Origin of the sequence: Thioflexithrix psekupsensis (assembly GCF_002149925.1) — a bacterium.
Taxonomy (GTDB): Bacteria; Pseudomonadota; Gammaproteobacteria; order Beggiatoales; family Beggiatoaceae; genus Thioflexithrix; species Thioflexithrix psekupsensis.
In genome coordinates this window covers 91,383-108,512 of sequence record NZ_MSLT01000023.1, presented here as the reverse complement: position 1 = coordinate 108,512, position 17,130 = coordinate 91,383, and the positions used below count along the sequence as shown (strand labels likewise).

Annotated in this window: 14 protein-coding genes; 7 read left to right on the top strand and 7 right to left on the bottom strand. The window is 41.9% G+C overall.

Annotation, left to right across the window (positions count from 1 at the left end):
* Window positions 1-217: 217 nt before the first annotated feature.
* From TPSD3_RS13155 to TPSD3_RS13130, 6 genes are all read left to right on the top strand, one after another.
* Window positions 218-1,318: an AI-2E family transporter gene (locus tag TPSD3_RS13155; protein WP_086488979.1), complete on the top strand. Its 1,101-nt coding sequence runs from the start codon at window positions 218-220 to the stop codon at window positions 1,316-1,318.
* A 6-nt stretch (window positions 1,319-1,324) separates the two neighbouring features.
* Window positions 1,325-2,455 carry an anhydro-N-acetylmuramic acid kinase gene (locus tag TPSD3_RS13150; protein WP_086488978.1) on the top strand — a complete coding sequence of 377 codons (1,131 nt, stop codon included), beginning with the start codon at window positions 1,325-1,327 and terminating at the stop codon, window positions 2,453-2,455.
* A 17-nt stretch (window positions 2,456-2,472) separates the two neighbouring features.
* The gene (locus tag TPSD3_RS13145; protein ID WP_086488977.1) at window positions 2,473-2,865 is read left to right on the top strand and encodes a hypothetical protein; all 393 of its coding nucleotides are present in this window, start codon (window positions 2,473-2,475) and stop codon (window positions 2,863-2,865) included.
* A 45-nt stretch (window positions 2,866-2,910) separates the two neighbouring features.
* The gene (gene hisS, locus TPSD3_RS13140) at window positions 2,911-4,209 is read left to right on the top strand and encodes a histidine--tRNA ligase (RefSeq protein WP_086488976.1); all 1,299 of its coding nucleotides are present in this window, start codon (window positions 2,911-2,913) and stop codon (window positions 4,207-4,209) included.
* Window positions 4,172-5,062 carry a 50S ribosomal protein L11 methyltransferase gene (prmA, locus tag TPSD3_RS13135; RefSeq protein WP_086488975.1) on the top strand — a complete coding sequence of 297 codons (891 nt, stop codon included), beginning with the start codon at window positions 4,172-4,174 and terminating at the stop codon, window positions 5,060-5,062. Before hisS ends, prmA begins: the two co-directional genes overlap by 38 nt.
* A gap of 61 nt (window positions 5,063-5,123) precedes the next feature.
* Window positions 5,124-5,879, top strand: a complete 756-nt coding sequence (locus tag TPSD3_RS13130; RefSeq protein WP_086488974.1) for a transglycosylase SLT domain-containing protein — start codon at window positions 5,124-5,126, stop codon at window positions 5,877-5,879.
* Window positions 5,880-5,887: 8 nt separating this feature from the next.
* Here the strand turns inward: TPSD3_RS13130 and TPSD3_RS13125 are convergent, their stop codons facing one another.
* The 6 genes from TPSD3_RS13125 to TPSD3_RS13100 all read right to left on the bottom strand — a co-directional run bounded on the left by TPSD3_RS13125 (window position 5,888) and on the right by TPSD3_RS13100 (window position 13,535).
* Window positions 5,888-6,715, bottom strand: a complete 828-nt coding sequence (locus TPSD3_RS13125; protein WP_086488973.1) for a CheR family methyltransferase — start codon at window positions 6,713-6,715, stop codon at window positions 5,888-5,890.
* A 52-nt stretch (window positions 6,716-6,767) separates the two neighbouring features.
* Complete coding sequence (locus TPSD3_RS13120) at window positions 6,768-7,277, bottom strand: hypothetical protein (protein ID WP_086488972.1); 510 nt, start codon at window positions 7,275-7,277, stop codon at window positions 6,768-6,770.
* Complete coding sequence (locus tag TPSD3_RS13115) at window positions 7,274-8,377, bottom strand: AAA family ATPase (protein WP_280938425.1); 1,104 nt, start codon at window positions 8,375-8,377, stop codon at window positions 7,274-7,276. Before TPSD3_RS13115 ends, TPSD3_RS13120 begins: the two co-directional genes overlap by 4 nt.
* Window positions 8,378-8,862: 485 nt before the next feature.
* A complete protein-coding gene (locus tag TPSD3_RS13110) occupies window positions 8,863-9,789 on the bottom strand; it encodes a dimethyl sulfoxide reductase anchor subunit family protein (protein WP_086488970.1) in 927 nt (308 codons plus the stop codon).
* Between the two features lie 12 nt (window positions 9,790-9,801).
* Complete coding sequence (locus TPSD3_RS13105) at window positions 9,802-10,497, bottom strand: 4Fe-4S dicluster domain-containing protein (protein ID WP_086488969.1); 696 nt, start codon at window positions 10,495-10,497, stop codon at window positions 9,802-9,804.
* 65 nt (window positions 10,498-10,562) lie between these two features.
* Entirely contained in the window at window positions 10,563-13,535 is a 2,973-nt protein-coding gene (locus TPSD3_RS13100) for a molybdopterin oxidoreductase family protein (RefSeq protein WP_086488968.1), read from the bottom strand.
* A 575-nt stretch (window positions 13,536-14,110) separates the two neighbouring features.
* Between TPSD3_RS13100 and TPSD3_RS13095 the strand changes: the two genes are divergently transcribed.
* Window positions 14,111-15,040 carry a radical SAM/SPASM domain-containing protein gene (locus tag TPSD3_RS13095; protein ID WP_086488967.1) on the top strand — a complete coding sequence of 310 codons (930 nt, stop codon included), beginning with the start codon at window positions 14,111-14,113 and terminating at the stop codon, window positions 15,038-15,040.
* Between the two features lie 73 nt (window positions 15,041-15,113).
* On the opposite strand, the gene TPSD3_RS13090 is transcribed toward TPSD3_RS13095, so the two are convergent.
* Window positions 15,114-17,117, bottom strand: coding sequence for a heavy metal translocating P-type ATPase (locus TPSD3_RS13090; protein ID WP_086488966.1), 2,004 nt, complete (start codon window positions 17,115-17,117; stop codon window positions 15,114-15,116).
* Window positions 17,118-17,130 lie beyond the last annotated feature (13 nt).

The window sequence follows — 17,130 nt, the reverse complement described above, 5'->3', positions numbered from 1 at the left end:
GAGCTAATATAGTTTTACTGCAAAGGTTGCTTGTTGCAACCTAATGCGAATTATAGATCAAACGCAAAAAAAAGAAAATATTTATTTTAAGTTTTTAATAAAAAAGCTCTAATTTAAATCTGAACAATGGATACAAACCGGTACTTTTGTAAATTTGTAATTCGTTGGATTGATTCTGAGCAGGCTGTTTTTCATCACTTATTTTTGAGTAAAAAAAATGACTCCTTTGTTGAAATATGGTGTAGTGTTTTCTTTAGCCATTTTAATTCCGTTATTATTCACTTTGTGGATAATGCCTACGTTTATGGTGTTATTATTGGGTGCGATTTTGTTGGCTTATATTCTAAGTCCGATTGTGGCGTGGGGGGAGCGTTGGCATTGTGGGCGTTCTTTGTCGTCATTTATTCTTATCTTTGTGATTCCGTTTATTCTGTTAGAATGGTTGATTACCATATTACCTCAAGTCTCGGATCAACTGGATACATTAATTCAACATTTTCCTGCGCAATATGATCAGAAAATTGCGCCATTATTAAAAGATTATACGGATTTATCGTTAGATTGGGCGTGGTTATCGGCGCAATTGAGTCATTATTCTTTGGGTTCTTTTGGTTTGCAATGGTTTAGTAATTTGTTTGAGTTAATTTTATATGCCTTGCTGTTTGTGGTGATTGTGTTTATTCTGTTGCGTGATTGGCAACAGACGGTGATGGCGATTCGGCAATTATTACATGATGTTACGCCAGACAGTTGGAATAAAGAAATTGATTTGTTATTAAATCAAATGGGTGATGCAATTTCGCGCTTAATTCGTGGACAAATTGAAGTCAGTACGTTATTGGCGATTTATTATGGTTTAAGTTTTCATTTGATTGGCCAATTAGCCGCGCAAACGGGGTCATTATGGAGTCCGTGGTTATTATTAGGAATTGTCACGGGGTATTTAAATTTATTGCCTTATATTGGCGTGCCGTTGGGTGGGATTTTGGTCTGTGTGTTGGGTTTAATGACGCATCAATTGGATGTTTTGTGGATTTATCCTGCGATTATTGCGGTTATTACTTTGGGAACAACGGTAGATCATAAATTATTAACGCCCCGCATTATTGGCCGCAGTGTAAAAGTACATGAAATTTTTGTTTATTTTGCGATTTATCTGGGAGGGGCATTGGGGGGTATTGTGGGAATTTTATTGGCTTTACCTGTGATGGCGGTGGTGAGTGTTTTTGTGCGTTATTTTTATCAACATTGGTTAGCCCATCGTCAATGTGAACGGGAGCAATGGTCTGTTCCTATTGATTTTTCAGCAAAAGGTTAATGTGGCATGAATTCAGGTTTATATATTGGTCTAATGTCGGGGACAAGTGTCGATGGTATTGATGCGGTATTGGTGGAGGTTCAAGCGGGGCAATTGCGTTTAATTGCGGCTAAAGGTTGTCCGTGGCCGGAAAATATTCGAGAAGAGATATTAACGGTCAGTCAATACGCGCCCAATCAGCTTAATGTGGCAGAAATTGCGCGCTTGGATGGATTGGCGGCGGATGGTTTTGCGGATGCGGTTTTACAATTATTACAACATGCTTGTTGTGCGGCGGATCAAGTGGTGGCGATTGGACACCCCGGCCAAACGGTCTGTCATCAACCTTTAGCCCGTCCGCCGTATACGTGCCAAATTGGCAACCCGGCGCGTTTAGCCCACGCCACAGGAATTCCCGTGGTGGCGCAATTTCGCCAAAGTGATATGGCGACAGGTGGGCAAGGTGCGCCGCTTGCGCCCGCTTTGCACGCGGCGTATTTGCGAAGTACGCAGGAAAATCGAGTGGTGTTAAATTTGGGCGGCATTGCGAATATTACTGTTTTGCCCGCAGATCGTAAACAGCCGCTGTCAGGATTTGATACGGGGCCAGCCAATGCGTTGTTGGATGCGTGGTCATGGCAGCAGCGACGTATGCCTTATGATGAAAATGGCGCGTGGGCGGCTCAAGGCACGGTGCAAACTGATTTATTGGCGATTTTGTTGGCTGATCCTTATTTTCAAGACCCGCCGCCAAAAACCACCGGACGCGATTACTTTAATTTAAACTGGCTGGCACAACGCGCCATGATGTTGTCTAAACCCTTGTCTGCGTTCCAACCTTTTGATATACAAGCAACTTTGAGCGAATTAACGGCGGTATCGATTGCGCAGGAAATTTCAAAAATTCCTGATTGTGCGCGGGTATTGGGTTGTGGCGGCGGCGTTTTAAATACAAATTTGTGGCGACAATTGCAAAACGCATTACCTGAAGGGATTGTTTTGGAATCCACAACTGAATACGGTTTGCCGTCACAATGGGTGGAGGCGATGTGTTTTGCGTGGTTCGCGTGGCAACGTTGGGCTGATTTGCCCATTGATTTAACGCCATTCACAGGCGCGAAACGCTCCGCTATTTTAGGTGGTGTTTTTAAACCGTAATTAAAAGGAATATTATTATGTTTTTTGTAAAAGCCTTTGTGTTTTGGTTTGGTTTATTGGGTTTGGCTATTTTAAATGCGGGATTGCGGGAAAAAATGTTATTGCCTTGGTTGGGAGATATATCTTTGCCCATCAGTGGCCTTATTTTGACATTTTTGATTATTATTTACGCCATTTTAGTTGTGCCATTTATGCGTTCTAAACGGGCGTTAGATTATTTTTTAATGGGAGAGTTATGGTTTGTTTTAACATTGGGGTTTGAATTTTTATTGGGTGTGATCATTATGGGGATTCCTTTTGAAGAATGGTTAGGCATTTTTAATGTGATGCAAGGGAATCTGATGATTCTTGCATTAGTTGCTGTTTCTATTGCACCCTTTTTAGCCGCAAAATGGCGTAAATTAATTTGATATTTTTCTGAAATCAGAATATTTAAGAATAATAAGGAGTTATCTTTGGCTAAGACCATTCAAGCCGTTCGCGGAATGAACGATTTATTACCCGAACAGATTCATTTTTGGCAGTTTTTAGAACGGGAAGTGCGCACGATTTTAACCCGTTATGGTTATGAAGAAATTCGTTTGCCGATTGTGGAAAAAACGGAATTATTTGCCCGTTCTATTGGCGAAGTGACGGATATTGTAGAAAAAGAAATGTACACTTTTACTGACCGTAACGGCGAAAGTTTGACTTTGCGTCCTGAAGGTACGGCCGGTTGTGTGCGAGCGGGGATTGAAAACGGTTTGCTGTACAATCAAACGCAGCGATTATGGTATCAAGGCGCGATGTTTCGTCATGAACGTCCGCAAAAAGGGCGTTATCGCCAATTTCATCAAATCGGTGCCGAAGTTTTCGGATTGGCTGGCCCTGATATTGATGCGGAAATGATTGTGATGACGGCGCGTTTTTGGCAGGCGTTGGGATTGGAACAGGTGCATTTACAATTAAATTCTCTCGGTTCTAATGCAGCGCGGGCGCAATATCGGGAGCAATTAGTCAATTATTTATCGGATCATTACGATCAATTAGATGAAGACAGTCAACGCCGTTTAAATAGCAATCCATTACGGATTTTAGACAGTAAAAATCCCGCCTTGCAATCCTTAATCGCACAGGCTCCACAATTGGCTGATCATTTAGACGCAGAATCACGGGATCATTTTGCACAATTACAGGATTATTTAACGGCCGCAGGCCTTGTTTTTACGGTTAATCCGCGTTTAGTCCGCGGTTTGGATTATTACAATCGCACGGTGTTTGAATGGGTGACAGACCAGTTAGGCGCGCAAGGCACGGTGTGTGCGGGTGGGCGTTATGATGGTTTAGTGGCTCATTTGGGTGGACAAAATACGCCTGGGGTGGGTTTTGCGATGGGTATAGAACGCTTAGTTGAATTACTTCGTGTTTCACAAAATACGGTCGCGGATACTCGTCCTCATATTTATTTGATTCGCGCAGGCGATTCAGCGCAATTACCGGGTTTTTTATTGGCCGAAGAATTGCGCCGACAACTGCCAGAATTGCGTTTATTATTGCATTGTGGCGGCGGGAATTTTAAAAGCCAATTTAAAAAAGCCGATAAAAGCGGCGCAAAATGGGCGTTAATTCTCGGTGAACAAGAAGTGCAAGAAAACACGGTGACGCTTAAATTTTTACGTGAAGAAAAACCACAACTCACTTTACCGCAACATGATTTAATTCAGGTGTTAAAACAAGATGACTTGGCTACAAATGACTTTACACAGCCATCCTGATCAGGTGGAGTCCATTTCTGACGCATTAACAGAAATTGGTGCATTATCAGTAACTTGTGCGGATGATGGCGATGATCCTGTGTATGAACCTGCGTTGAATACTACCCCTTTATGGCGCGAAACTCGTGTGACAGGTTTATTTGTGCAGGATGATGTGGATCAAGATGAATTACCGACGCAATTAGCGGCGCAATTAGCTCCGTTGCCATTGCCGCGTTATGAGTTTAGTGTGTTGGAAGATCAGGAATGGACGCGGGTTTGGATGGCGGATTTTAAGCCGATGTGTTTTGGTGAGCGGTTGTGGATATATCCCAGTTGGCAGGAAGTGACTGATTCTGAAACGATTTATTTGTTGCTTGATCCCGGCCTTGCTTTTGGGACGGGAACGCATCCCACGACGGCTCTTTGTCTGACATGGTTGGCGACGTGGCCGGAATTGGCAGGGAAAACGCTGATTGATTACGGTTCAGGGTCAGGAATTTTGGCGATTGGCGCGGTTAAATTGGGCGCGGCCAAGGTGTGGGCAGTGGATAATGATCCCCAAGCCCTTCTCGCTACGCGGGATAATGCCGAAAAAAACCAAGTGAGCGATGCGATTGAAACGGTTTTTCCTGAGCAATTGCCTGCGCTTCAAGTGGATGGCATTGTGGCAAATATTTTAGCCACGCCATTAATTGCATTAGCGGCTTCATTTGCAAGTAAAATTAATGCAGGTGGTTTTATTGTGTTGTCAGGAATCCTTATTGATCAAGCAGATGCAGTGATTTCTGCTTATTCGCCTTATTTTACAATGCACCCGCCAATCGTGCAGGGCGATTGGGTGCGAATTGATGGCATTCGCAAATTGGCGTAAATTAATTTACACTAATCCAATATGAACATCGGCATTTTTATAACGGCAAGGAGGATTTTCCATGATTTCGTGTTGGCAAAGTACAGGTAATGATTATTTAAAATTAAATCTAATATCAATTTTATTGATCGCACTGTTATTTTTATCTGGACTGCCTCTAATGGCCGCGGAAATTTACCGTTATGTGGATGCGCAAGGACAAGTGCATTTTACGGATATTCCTCCCACTAAATCGAGTCGGCCATTAACCGCTTCTCGCCAGTCAAATTTAAGTGCGGTTCGGATTTATAAATTTGTGGATAATAGTGGGGTGATTCACTTTTCTGATTCGCCTCATGATAATCGGTTTCGTTTGGTTTATGAAGGCAGTTTATTTGATGGAGAAACGGCGCGGACACGGGGCTTAGGTTTGCACCGTCGTCATGCGGAATATCGGGATTTAATTCAAGAGGCGGCGAATCGTTTTCAATTAGATGCGGCGTTATTGCACGCGGTGATTCACACCGAATCGGCTTATAATCCTTATGCGGTTTCACCTAAAGGCGCGACCGGTTTAATGCAATTAATGGCAGGCACTGCACAGCGTTATGGCGTTAAAGATCGCACCGATCCCAAAGATAATATTGAAGGTGGAGCGCGTTATTTACGGGATTTATTGGTGCTGTTTCAAAACGATAAACGTCTGGCTTTAGCGGGGTATAATGCAGGGGAAAATGCAGTGATTCGCCACGGTTATGCCATCCCACCTTATCGAGAAACGCGACATTATGTGAATCGGGTATTGTCGCTTTATGACGTGTATCGTTCAGTATATTAAAACTAGATTTATTCTGATTTAATATAGATGGTTTGTTTAAGCAAACGAAAGCGGGTTGTGAGCTTAAATAAATTCTCCGAATGTCCCACGAATAAATAGCCATTGGGAACGAGAATGTTAGCGAAACGTTCAAATAAATGAGTCTGGGTATCTTTATCGAAATAAATAATAACATTACGACAAAAAATAATGTCGAATTGTCCGCGCATTGGCCACGTATGGATTAAATTAAGGGGTCTAAATGTGACCATTTTTTGTAATTCTGGATCAATATGGACTTTGCCTTTTTGTGCGCCGGTACCGCGTTTAAAAAATTGGCTTAAATAAGTTTTAGGAACATTGTTTATTTTTTCTTCGAGATAAATGCCCATTTTGGCTTTTTCCAGCACCGCAGAATCTAAATCCGTCGCCAAAATTTTCACATCCCAATCTGGCGGAATCACTTCTTTGATCACCATTGCAATCGAATACGGCTCTTCTCCCGACGCACAGCCCGCTGACCAAATGCGCAATTTGCGGGTAATGGCGTGTTGTGTTTTTAAACGCGGCAATAATTCATTTTTTAAATAGTCAAAATGGTGCGGCTCGCGGAAAAACGCGGTTAAATTGGTGGTCATGGCATTAATGAATTGCATTAATTCATCGCCACAATCGCCTTGTAATAAACGATAATAACTGGCGAAACTGTCCAGTTTCAACGCCCGTAAACGACGCGATAACCGACTGTAAAGCATTTCTTGCTTATGGTCAGAAAGGCTAATTCCCGTGTGTTCATTCACCAATTTTCTAAGCAATTCAAAATCTTCACGGGTATAGTGAAATTCACGTTGTGACACGGTGGGATTCCATGATGAGAGGAGTGGATAATTAATTTAAATTTCTAGGAAATTATTCAAAAAGAATAGGGTAAACAAAAGGTTGCATTCGTTCTAGTTCGGATAAATTATGTTTTAATAAATAATGTTCCCAATAAATTTTGGTTTTTTCTTTGCAATCTTTTGCTAAATTTTCTCCAATATCTGTACCCAGTTCTCTTTTTAAATCCTCAGCTTCTTTTAAAGAACCAAGTAAAAACATTCTTTCCTGTAAATCTTTTGGTATTTGTTTTTTAAAATAAGTAAGACGGTTTTCAGTTCCTTGTGTTTTTTTATCAAAGTCAATTAAAAATATGATAATCCGTTTTTGAAACTTTCTCATTTCTTCTAATTTTTTCTCAAAAAACCAATCAATAATCTTTTTCCAACCTTGCTTTCCTACATCACTCAATGATAAAACAGCAATTTTTCTATGATTAAAAGAAGGAATAGAAGAAGAGCCAATAAAACCATAAGCAATGTCTCGATTTGCATCATCTTCAGCAACAACAATAATATGAGGTTGATAGTTATTGACACTCATAATTCAAGTTCATTCAGAATTAACGCTGAAATTAAATCTTTTGGTTTATCAGAAACCTCATTAAGCCATTTCCATAATGTCGGTTCTAAATGACTTTTTCTATCTAATAAAATAATATGTTCTTGTGGAAAAGTTTCAATCGTTTGTGTATGATGAGAAGCAATTAATAACTGTCCTTTTGCTTTAAAATTGCGCTGCAATTCTATAATGAAATGTTGAATTTCTGAAATAGATAAATAATTATCTGGCTCATCCCAAAAACAAAATAAAGATTCCATATTTTTATTCATGGCTAGGACGGCTGCACAGAGAAAAAAGCATTTTTCACCATCAGATAACTGATCAAAATCGATAGAAAAATCGCTTTTATCATGACCAAACTGGATATTAATATTTCTGGCATTTTTACCGATTTGCTCATTTTGTAAATCATAAAAATCAGGAATAACTTGTTTAATGTAGCGATCAATTAAGGTGTAAGAAGCAGGATAATGTATTAATAATCCTGTCAGCCATTCACCAAAATTATCCACGTGGCGATTTGGATACAATGTGGACTTACTTACATTGCCTGTCATTAAAGGTGGAATCGGTGACAAAATTAAAATAGAAGCGAGCCATGATTGAAATTGCTGTGAAAATTCACTTTGAATAATCGGCAAAGCCACCAAATGCCAATCGACTAAAAAATTGGCTTCTTTATTGCCACGATAAAGAGTAACTTCAGCATTTTTGCGAAGATAAAGAACGTTCTCATTTAACCATAATTCTTCTTCTAAAATGCGTGCCTCTGAAAATCCATCGGGAAGCTCAAAAGCAATATTATATTTATAATATTTTTCTCCTAATAAAATCTCTAATGTGAAACGCATTGGAAGAGTAGTATTATGATGGGTAAAATCACTTGGATAAATAAGCTGACTTATGCGATTAACTCCTCTGCCAATTTTTTGGAAAATTTCCAAAGCACTGGCAACTGTTGTTTTACCTACGCCATTTTTACCCAGTAACAGAGAAAACGACTTTTCTTTTAATACCAAGCGAAAATTCTGCAAACATTTAAAATGATGCACATACAATTCCTGAATCACAATGCTCATTCCTCTTTTTACATATTACCAATAAAGCTACACGGGTATGCTATCATTTTGACTGATAAACATCAATCCATATTATTATTTTAAAGTTAATCTCCTTTCGCCATTTCTTAGCATGTAGTAACGTTAAGTTATTCATAAAATTTTTTGTTTGAATTAGAATTGACAGAGTTTTTTAATTTTCAAAATTTATTCTTGCAATTCTTTTATTTTCGGCAAATATAGAATTTTTTCGAGATGTGGGTAGAAAATTTCGTGGAACATGAGAATCTCTTGGTGAACACTTCAGATAAATTTGATTGCACAATTATCAATTTTTGTAAAAGCGGCATGATACTCGACGGCAACCTCATTTTTGGAGACTGTGTAGTGGTCAAATAATGTAGTAGATGCCTATCTGTATTTTCACTACATTTCTCACCAAAAATTTAGAGACACGCCCCCCAAAGAGACGTGTCCCCAAAAAAAAATCAAAAAACCATCCTTAACTAAGTCCGCTGCATCCCATAATACAGATTAACCACATGTCGGGCTTCGGCGAAGAACAGCCAGCGTTCTACTACAACGCCGCTGAAAGATACCAGCATCGCCACGTAAGCCAACAACACAGAACCTTGTCCCCATAAAATAAATCCTAACAAGGCCGCAGGCACGATAAAACCCAATAAAAACACCAGATAACGCAACTGCACCAAACGCGCCGATTGCACCCGATAACCGAATTCATCCGTTAAAAATGTCCCTGCTGTATGGCCGACATCCAACAAACGCACTTTACCGCGAGTAAAACCCGTCGCCGTGTTGATACTTGGCCCTGTGGGTTTGCCGATCCAAAAAAAGTAAATCGCCTTCATTAACGCCGCAATCCCAATCACACCCAAAGCCACTCCCATCAACACCGTTTCGCCTTGAATCGCCGTAAAAATCAGCGTACCTAACATTAAACCCAATAAAATGTAATTCGCTGGTGTTAAAGCAGTATTCCATTGCCGAATCGTTTTTAAACAAGCGTAAATCATGCCCGTGGTAAAAACGGTGATCAAACTGAATACGGCAGCCGCCACACCAGTCGCTATCACCAAACCCGTCAACGCGCCATCGTGATACCAAACACAAAACAAATACGCCAAAATCGATGGATACGTCAACACTGCAAACACCCCTTCACGCGACAGCCACGACGTGCGAAAACGACTAAACGCCCGCCACGCATTTTTAGGGTTCGCCAAATGAAATGTAGAAGAAATCAAACCAATGGTAATTAGCACCAACGCCAAACCACCCAATAATAAAATACGATTAATGTCCAGCGCACCCGCGAAACCCGACAAATGCGCTAACACCAAAAACATCATTAAACCGTAGCCCGCACCAGCAGACACCGTAAATACAATCACAGAAAAAGCAGGATGCACAATCGTTTACTCCTAAGTCGTAATCATCTTATTCACCCAATCTTTCACCTTCGCGGCTAAACTGGGTTTTCTGACATCATCCGTCGCAATCGGCCGAGTGGGACGCGGCGGCAAATATTTATTAGTGGGTTGATAACCCAAATCAGGCATTAACCCTTGGCCGCCGCGCTCACGCACTAAACGACTCACTTCCGAATTCGGATTGTCGAAATCTCCGAAATAACGCGCATGAGCAGGACATGTCATCACACACGCAGGTTTACGCTCTGATTCGGGTAAACGCGCATCGTAAATGCGATCAATACACAAGGTACATTTTTTCATTGTGCCATCGACCCGATCCAACTCGCGTGCGCCATAAGGACACGCCCATGAACAATAATTACAGCCCATACACTTATCTTGATCCACCAACACAATGCCGTCTTCTTTGCGCTTGTACGATGCGCCTGTGGGACAAACTGTCACACAATCCGCATCCTCACAGTGCATACACGACATGGGGAAATTAATCGTTTTATTATGGGGAAAATCGCCCACTTCATAATGTCGAATGCGATTAAACCACACGCCACTGGGATCACGCCCATACGGGTTGTAATCAGTTAAGGGGCCAATCATGCCTGATGTATTCCATTGTTTGCACGCCACCGCACACCCATGGCAGCCCACGCAAACATCTAAATCAATGACTAAACCGAGTTTCATAATGATAAACGCCTATCCAAAAAATAAGGACAACACGATGTCCATTGACATCGCGTCATAACCAATCATTTTTCGCCACGTGACAAAATATCACCCAACGAACGATTTAAATGCACCGCAGGATGCGCTTGATAACGGCCAACAGCAGGCGCAGTCGCCATATTTGGTAATGGTTTTAACGGAGAAAACTGCGGATAACTACCTGATTCTTCGGGAGAAGCAGGATAAATTTTTACCCGTAAATCATACCAAGCGGCTTGTCCCGTGATTGGATCGGAATTGGTAATTTCTAATTCTCCCGCGGGCGTGGGCAGTAATTCAGAAATTAAATGATTCATTAAAAAGCCATTTTGTGCTTCATTGGCATCATTGGATAATCCCCACGCGCCCGCTTGTTTACCAATCGCGTTCCACGTCCACACCGTATCCATTTGCACGCCTTCCATTAATTTCACTTGAACGCGAATTTTACCCGTGCGCGATTCTACCCAAACCCATGATAAATCAGCAATTCCCAATTTTTCCCCTTGCTGCCGATTCAAATACAAAAAGTTCTGCGCCATAATTTGCCGCAGCCACGCATTTTGTGAATCCCAAGAGTGATACATAAACATAGGGCGTTGATTAATCGCAAAAAATGGGAACTCTTCCGCACTTTGCCGTTGCTGTTCAATGGGAATGTAGAAGAAAGGCAGCGGATCGAAATAACGCACCAAACGTTCTTTGTGTTCGGGACGAGTCGGCATGGGGCCATCGTATAAGCCTAAACCCGCTAAACGGAATTTTTGCAAAATCTCCGAATACAATTCAATCACAATTGGTTCTGTTGAACCCACCCACGCCGCTTTTTTCGCCAATTCCAAATAATCTCGATTGGCAAAACGGTAATAACGCATCGCAGGCGGCAAGTGATATTCAAAAAAACACTTGTTTTCGACGTATTTTTCCCATTGTTTGGGATTCGGATCGCCCCACAAGGCTTGATCGCCATTCGCACCGCGCCAGCCCGCTAAAAAACCAATCCCCGGCGATTTTTGATAATTAATAATAAAATCTTTATAATCCTGATACTTAGGCGTGCCGTCTTCTTTAGTCAGCGCGGGGAATTTTAAACGTTTCCCCACTTCCAACATCACTTCTTGCCAAGAGCGGACTTCACGATTCGGCTCAATAATTTTCTGACGAATCGAATCACACGCAGAATGTGGCTCAGAAATCGGGCGATCTAACATCGAAATCGTATCAAATCGCTCTAAATACGTGGTATCAGGCAAGACCAAATCCGCATAATTCACCATTTCCGAATGAAACGCATCTGAAACGACAATAAACGGAATTTTATACTCTCCGTTGTCGTGTTTGGCGCGTAACATGTCCATGACATTTGCCGTATTCATAGACGAATTCCATGCCATATTCGCCATAAACATCATTAAAGTGTCAATCGGATACGGATCGCCATTGACCGCATTGGTAATCACCATGTGCATCAGTCCATGGCTGGACATCGGCGCATCCCATGAATACGCTTTATCAATCCGCAACGGATTGCCTTGCGCATCAATGACTAAATCTTCAGGCGACGTGGGAAAACCCAGCGGCGGCGCAGATAATGGTGTATTCGGTTTACTGGATTTGGCCGGCTTAATCGCGGGCGGAATATGCTTAGGATAAGGCGGTTTTGCCAAATGACCGCCGGGACAGTCGATAGAACCCAACAGAATTTGTAAAAAGTGAATCGCACGACAGGCTTGAAACCCATTAGAATGCGCTGAAATTCCGCGCATGGCGTGCATGGAAACGGGACGGCCGATAAATTTATCGTGTTTACGTCCTGCCCAATCTGTCCATTCAATCTCTAATTCGATACTTTCTTTAAATGCCACGTGTGCCATTTCTAAAGCGAGGCGTTCAATCGTACTCGCTGCCACACCACAGCCTTTTGCGGCATTTTCTGGCGCGTATTGTTCATCTAAATATTTCTCGGCCAGAATCGTCATTACGGTGCGCACGGGGCGGCCGTCGGGTGCGGTAAATTCGCCAAATAAGGCGGGTTGTAAGCCCACTTGTTTACCACTAACAAAGGTTTGCTGGGTTTGATCGAATACCAACGGATCGCCCGCTTCATTGCGCAAAATTAAACCATCACCGACTTGATTAGGTGTATTCACTACGCAATAGGCCGCATTTGTATAACGCAATAAAAATTCCCAATCAAACTGTTGATTTTTCAATAAAACATGAATCATCGACAAAGCCAGCAGCGTATCCGTACCGGGACGAATGGCTATCCATTCATCGGCAATCGCTTGATAACCGGTGCGCACGGGATTGACTCCGACGAATTTCGCGCCGCGTCGTTTTAATTTTTCCAAACCAATTTTAATGGGATTGGACGCATGATCTTCGGCCACGCCCCACATCATGAAATATTTTGTATTGTCCCAATCGGGATCGCCAAATTCCCAAAAGGCATGACCCATTGTATATAATCCGCCCGCAGCCATATTGACCGAGCAAAAGCCACCATGTGCTGCCCAATTGAGCGTGCCGAATTGCGAAGCCCAAAAGCCGGTTAAGGCTTGCATTTGATCGCGGCCGGTGAAATAAGCGAGTTTATTGGGATCGGTGTCACGAATTTTTTGCAAGCGCGTGGTGAGAATATCCAAAGCGGCATCCCAAGAAATCGCTTCAAATTCAGCTTCTCCGCGTTCGGCGTGTCGTTTGCGTAACAGAGGTGTTTGCAATTTTGCGGGCGAATTTTGTTTCATAATGCCCGCGTTGCCTTTCGCGCACAACACGCCTTTATTCACCGGATGATCAGGATTTCCTTGAATAAATCTCACTTTATCCTGTTCAAGCGTCACCTTAATCCCGCAACGACACGCACACATGTAACAAGTCGTGAATTCAATCCGTTGTTGATCGTGATTTTCAAACTGAGGAAGGGGCGAGCTGGGCAGCGGGATACTTTCATCGCCCGCCTGCCAATCGGGATGATGCTCATCACACAAGGGATGTGCTGAAATAGTTGCCATATTATCAATGCCTCACTGAAAGCAGCGTTTTTTAAGTGGCTGTTTTATTTGTAAAAAAAAGATGCCGTTTTCTCATCTGGTGGTGGTCAACGTGATGGGGACTAGCGGCTTGCGATAGGGAAATTTTGGCAAAACAGCATATTATGAGATTCTGATAGAAACAAATAACAAAAATTAGGGGAGGCATTGATAAAGATAATCAGGAGGCTTGGGAGGAGAGATGGGGGAGTCGTTTTTATTGTCGTCATAAACCCGGTAAATTTTGGCGAGTGCTGCTGTTTATCGGTTTTAATGAATGTCAATACCTCCTTAATGTCATGGTGATGATGAAAAATGATGCTATACCAAAATTAAGTCATTCATAAAATTTTTCTGTCAGAATCAGAATTTACAGAATTTTAAGATTTTCAGAATTAAAGAATAAAAAATCTGTTTAAAATAAACGACTTACAAGAATAAATTTTGAAAATTTTTGTGTCTGTAAATTCTGATTCTGACAAATTAAGGATTCTATGAATCATATCTTTTTGGTATACTCTATAGGGTATCTGTTATTTATTTGAGAGTTTATTGTCATGATTACCAGCAGAATTGATCGCATCACCTTCATTCCTGAAGACTACCGCAAAGTGGTGCCACCTGTCCCTAAATCAGTCAAGATTGAACTCACAGCGCGCTGTGATTTTCAGTGTTTTTTCTGTGCCAGTAGTTTTAGATTGCGCGAAAAGAAAGACATTGACTGGGATTTTTATACCAGAATCGCTAAAGAAATGCGCGAGGCAGGGGTGGAAGAATTGGGTATGTTTTACTTAGGCGAATCTTTTCTCTACGAACGGCTGCCAGAAGCCATCCAATACGCTAAGGACATCGGCTATCCTTATGTTTTTCTTACCACAAACGGACGTATGGCCACGCCTGATCGGGTAGAAGCTTGTATGAAGGCAGGTTTAGACTCGCTAAAATTTTCCATCAACAACGCCACTCCAGAGCAATTTCAAGAAGTAACTGGCGTAAAAGCCCGTGAATTCTATACAGTCATTGATAATCTCAAAGCGGCCTATCAAGTGAGAGAAAACGGCGGTTATTCCTGTGGGGTGTACGCATCGTCCATTCAATACGACGGTGAACAGCAAGAAAGAATGCAAGAAACTGTCGCACAGATTTTGCCTTATGTGGACGAACATTACTGGTTGCCGTTGTACGGTCAAGCGGGTTTGACTTCAGGGGCAAAAGGCACACGCCCCACCGCAGGGAATCAAGGCCGCGTTGGCGCATTACGTCCACCGTTACCGTGTTGGGCTTTATTTACGGAAGGTCATATTACTTACGATGGGCATTTAGCGGCATGCTGTTTTGATCATGATGGCCGTTTTAACATGGGCGATTTGCATCGCGTTTCATTTCTTGACGCATGGCAATCCCAGCCATTTCAAGTGTTACGTCAGGCAAATTTAGATCAAAATGTCGTGGGTTCTGTGTGCGAAAAATGTATTGCATATAACTAGCAAACTTGTCCCATTCCCACCGAAAAGTCACACCCTGACAAATCCCTTGTCAGGGTGTGACTGCTTTCTGCTTTTACTTCTCTTTTTTCTGCCGATACGTTACCAAAGGCAACATGGCATTGGTTGTTCCAGCGGCCAGACTGGCTATATACAGCACTAAACTGCTATAAATACCAAAGTGTAATAAAAACACTCCCCCCACACCAATTGCCCCCGGAACCAGCGCAGAGGCAAAACTATTTTTAACGTTCTTATTTAAACCATGCGCCAATTCAAATAAATAAGGCAATTGCGTCAAATTTTTATCCATTAAAATAATTCCCGCCGTATCCGTCGCTGCGGTTGAAGCCCCCTGCAACGAAATGGACACATTGGCTTTTTTCAAAGCAATCGCGTCATTAATGCCATCTCCAATAAAACAAATGGATTTACCTTTGGCTTGTAATTGTTCGATTAATGCGGCTTTATTTTCGGGTAATGTTTCTGCAAAATAATGCGTAATGCCAAGCGAATGCGCCAAGTATCGTGTGGGTTTTTCGTGATCACCTGAAATAATGTACAATTCCAAACCGCGTTGTTGTAATTGTTCAATCACAGCTTTGGCTTCGGGACGTACGGTAGCATGCAATTCTATCGCGCCGATTAACACTTGATTGACCGCCACATAAATCACCGAAAAACCATTTTCATGACTGTAACTTTGCAGATTTTCAGCTTCAATCGGACAATCAATCATTTCCATCGTCATAAAGCGATAACTGCCCACATGAATGGTTTTATCTTCTAACTCGACTTTAATACCATAACCCACTTCATATTTAGCGTTTTCAATTCGGGGTAAAATTAACTCCCGTTCTTGTGCGGCTTTTAAAATCGCTTTAGCGATAGGATGGGTTTGTTTATACTCTGCGGCGGCGGCGAATAATAGCAATTCTGATTCGCTGAACATTCCCCACACATGTAAAGTTTCAACATGGGGTTGCTCAATAGTGAGCGTCCCTGTTTTATCAAAAACAACCGTATCCACATCATTTAATAATTCTAAAGAACGCCCGTCTTTAATTAACATGCCTTGTTCAGTGGCTAATTTAATAAAATTCAATACGCCAATAGGCGCGACCACGCGAATCACCTCAGAAAAATTACAAGAAACCAAAGCCACACTGCTAATCGGCCCTAAAGCCAATAATCCCACGCCACTAATGGCTAACGTTGGCATAACCATTTTATCGGATAATTGCACACTTTTTGCCTCAACAGAAAAGCGAAAATCAGCAGTATTTTGCAAAATTTCACCAATCTTAGCAGCAACCGTTTCTTCCCCACATTTTTCCACTTGAATAAAGACTTCTCCAGCCACCGCTAAAGTCCCTGCCAACACCGAATCTCCAACTTTTTTCTCTACAGGCTGGGCTTCTCCCGTCATAACATGCTGATCAACTGAAGCATTTCCTCGAATAATCACCCCATCAATCGGAATCAGTTCACCCGCATGAATCGCAATCACATCACCCACTTTTAATTCCACAAAAGGCGTTTCAATTTCTACCCCATTTTTAACTAACCAGACAAAACGCGGTTGTTCTCCAAAAATATTAGACAATTGCTTTTTAGATTGATCTTCCGTTTCCAGCAATAATTTTTGCGCCGAAAAATAAACAAATCCCGCTAACGCACTGGCAAAATAATAACGAGTAGACAATGTGCCAATAATCGCAATAGAATCAACCACACTGGCTTTTAATTTCTTATTTTTAATCGACTCATAAGCATTGCGAAAAACAGGAACACAACTGTACATCACAATAGAAACCGCAGGAATCAATAAAGGCGCGTAAATAAACTCACCAATAAACGCCAATCCCGTCCCTAATGCCGAAATCTTAAAATAATGATCCGCTTCTTTTTTCTCAGGACTGATCGGTGCTGTTTCAATGGTTGTTTTCGAGAAGGGAAGCGGTGCATCGACCGTTTTCATGGCGGATTTTTTCTCACGATGCTGCGTATAGAGTTTTCTCCCCGCATGTAATAACGTGGCACCCAACATTCCACCACCTAAAACAACCAAATGTAACATAATTGAGCATCCT